We start from the raw sequence: 2,533 nt of genomic DNA, 5'->3' as shown, positions 1-2,533 counted from the left end.
TAATAAACGCCTCTTTAAAAGCGTCCATCATTGCATCTGTCCAGCCATTTAGTTTCTTTGGCTGATGCATCATTACGGTGAGTACACCACCGTTTAAACTCGTTTGGATATATTGTGCTGAACGGCTGTTTAAATTAAGTTCATTCACAAAACTTTGTTTCCTATTAGTTTATATTGAAGGATTATAAGTGAAGTTTAGTATAATCTTATCAAATTTTGCATTTACAATAGTATCAAACGAAAAATTATAAGCGTTATCGATACAAAAGTGCGACACGAAGTCGTCTGCGAAGTTGTTTGACTTAAACATAGGATGTTGTTCAAACCACCTGTGCCATCAGGTGACTCTACGGGCATGAATAAAGAGCTGCTCGGACAATGTAACGAAGGTTATCAATTGGTAACCGGGGTGCAAATCGTGAGACAAGCGCCCTCCTGATAACCATGATCGGGTGAGTGCTAGAGAGTTGGTATGGTGAAATTAACTGAATCCGTGATAAAGACCGTAACGATAAACAAGTGAAAGGGTTGATACACTTGAGCCAAAAGGCAACGTCGGGAGGTGTGTCATTTTTTGTTGGGCACACATGGCCAACAGTCCTGACCGGTCGAAAGCGGGCACCTAACCCAACGTGCTTCAAAGGTGGAACGTGGTAACCCTGTACATCTCCCTCAAGGGACAGTTTACTGCAAAGTGAACCTATAGGTGTGCAGATTGGGAGGATGGAAGAAGCTAATGCCATGCTGTAATCGCGTGGATACGGGTTTAAACGTTATCCGGCACGAAAGTGAGCAGACGTCCATTTGGTCTAAAATCGTGAGAGAGTTTGGGGAATCGAAATAATGAGGAAACGCAAATGACGGCTGAAGTTTATGCTGGTGCCTCCTCGGCAGGTCAACAATGGCATGATATTAATAGTTATGCCATGGAACAACAGGTCTTTCGACTCCAGACGCGTATTGCGAAGGCAATAAAGGCAGGTCGCTATAGCAAGGCGAAAGCCTTGCAATGGATACTTGTCCACTCATTTGCGGCAAAGTATTTGGCCGTATTGCGAGTGACTCAAAACAAGGGCAAGAACACGCCCGGTATTGATGGCATATGCTGGAAAACACCCAGCATAAAATATGCGATGACGAATAGTCTGACGCGAAGAGGATATAAGTCCCAGCCGTTAAGACGGATTTATATCCCAAAGAAAAACAGCAATAAAAACCGCCCGTTAGGTATTCCAGCCATGTTCGACAGAGCGATGCAAGCACTATATGCACAGGCCTTGTCTCCTGTGGCTGAGACTCTCGGCGATCCCAACTCTTTCGGGTTCAGGCCTAAAAGAAGTGCAGCCGATGCCATTGAACAGTGCTTTAATGTACTGTGTAGAAAGGTTTCGTCTCAATGGGTATTGGAAGCGGATATAAAAGGCTGTTTTGATAACATAAGTCATGATTGGTTAATGGAGAACGTTCAAACGGACAAACACATGATGGCTCAATGGCTCAAATGTGGATTTATGGAGAACGACTTGTTTCACTCGACCAGTGCCGGCACGCCGCAAGGCGGGATCATCTCACCAATATATTCTAATATGGTGCTCGATGGTTTGGAAGCTGTGATAAAAGAAGCAACAAAAGGACTCACCAAGATACATGTTATACGTTACGCAGATGATTTCATCGTCACGGCAGAAACACCCGAAATATTGGAAGAACGGGTAAAACCTGCTGTAGAAGCATTCTTGCAAGCGCGTGGACTCTCGCTATCAGAGGAGAAAACCCACATCACGCACATCGACACCGGCTTTAAATTTCTTGGATTCAACATCAGGAAATACAAAGGCAAGCTGTTAATCAAACCCGACAAATCAAGTGTAAAAAGTGTGTTAGATAAAGTCAGGGAGATCATAAAATCGTACCCGACGGCGAAGACGGAAAACTTAATCCGGCAATTAAACCCGGTGATCCGGGGCTGGACAAATTACTTCCGTTATGTTGTTTCCAGCAAAGTTTTTTCGACTGTAGACAGTCAGATATTTCATATGCTTATGAAGTGGATAGATCGTCGGCATCCTCAAAAGAACCATCTTTGGAAGCACCGGCGCTACTTTACAACTGTGGGTCTTCTTAGCCGCTGGAATTTCTTTGCCATTGGCAAAGACAGACAGGGTAAGGCAAAAGCTCATTTCTTGTTCAAAGCTGCATCGACGCCAATTAAACGACATGTAAAAATACGCAAAGAGGCGATCCCTTTCTTACCGGAGTTTGCACAGTACTTCCTCAAACGGGGAGAAAAGTCAAAATCCAAAATAGAAATGGAAGTTTTGAGTCTATTGTCGGTCCATTGCTGGACTTAAGCAGGCTTGAGCCGTGTGCTGGGAAACTCGCATGCACGGTTCTTAGGAGAGTGAGCAGCAGAAATGCTGCTTACTTATCCGACTCCAATCTAAAGCATCCTTTGACACTAGTAACCTAATGTCTCGAATGTGGCATGAACTGAACTGTGTTGATGATTGCTTTACTTCCGCTTTTGGCTAGC

Annotated in this window: 1 protein-coding gene; it reads left to right on the top strand. The window is 44.1% G+C overall.

Going from position 1 to position 2,533, the window contains the following annotated elements:
* The first annotated feature begins 857 nt into the window (after window positions 1–857).
* Window positions 858–2,351, top strand: a complete 1,494-nt coding sequence (gene ltrA, locus CXF71_RS10120) for a group II intron reverse transcriptase/maturase (protein ID WP_101232842.1) — start codon at window positions 858–860, stop codon at window positions 2,349–2,351.
* The last annotated feature ends 182 nt before the right edge of the window (window positions 2,352–2,533 follow it).

Origin of the sequence: Colwellia sp. 12G3 (genome assembly GCF_002836775.1) — a bacterium.
Classification (GTDB): domain Bacteria; phylum Pseudomonadota; class Gammaproteobacteria; order Enterobacterales; family Alteromonadaceae; genus Colwellia.
The sequence above is the reverse complement of the archived record's forward strand: the minus strand, read 5'-3'. Positions and strand labels throughout refer to the sequence as shown.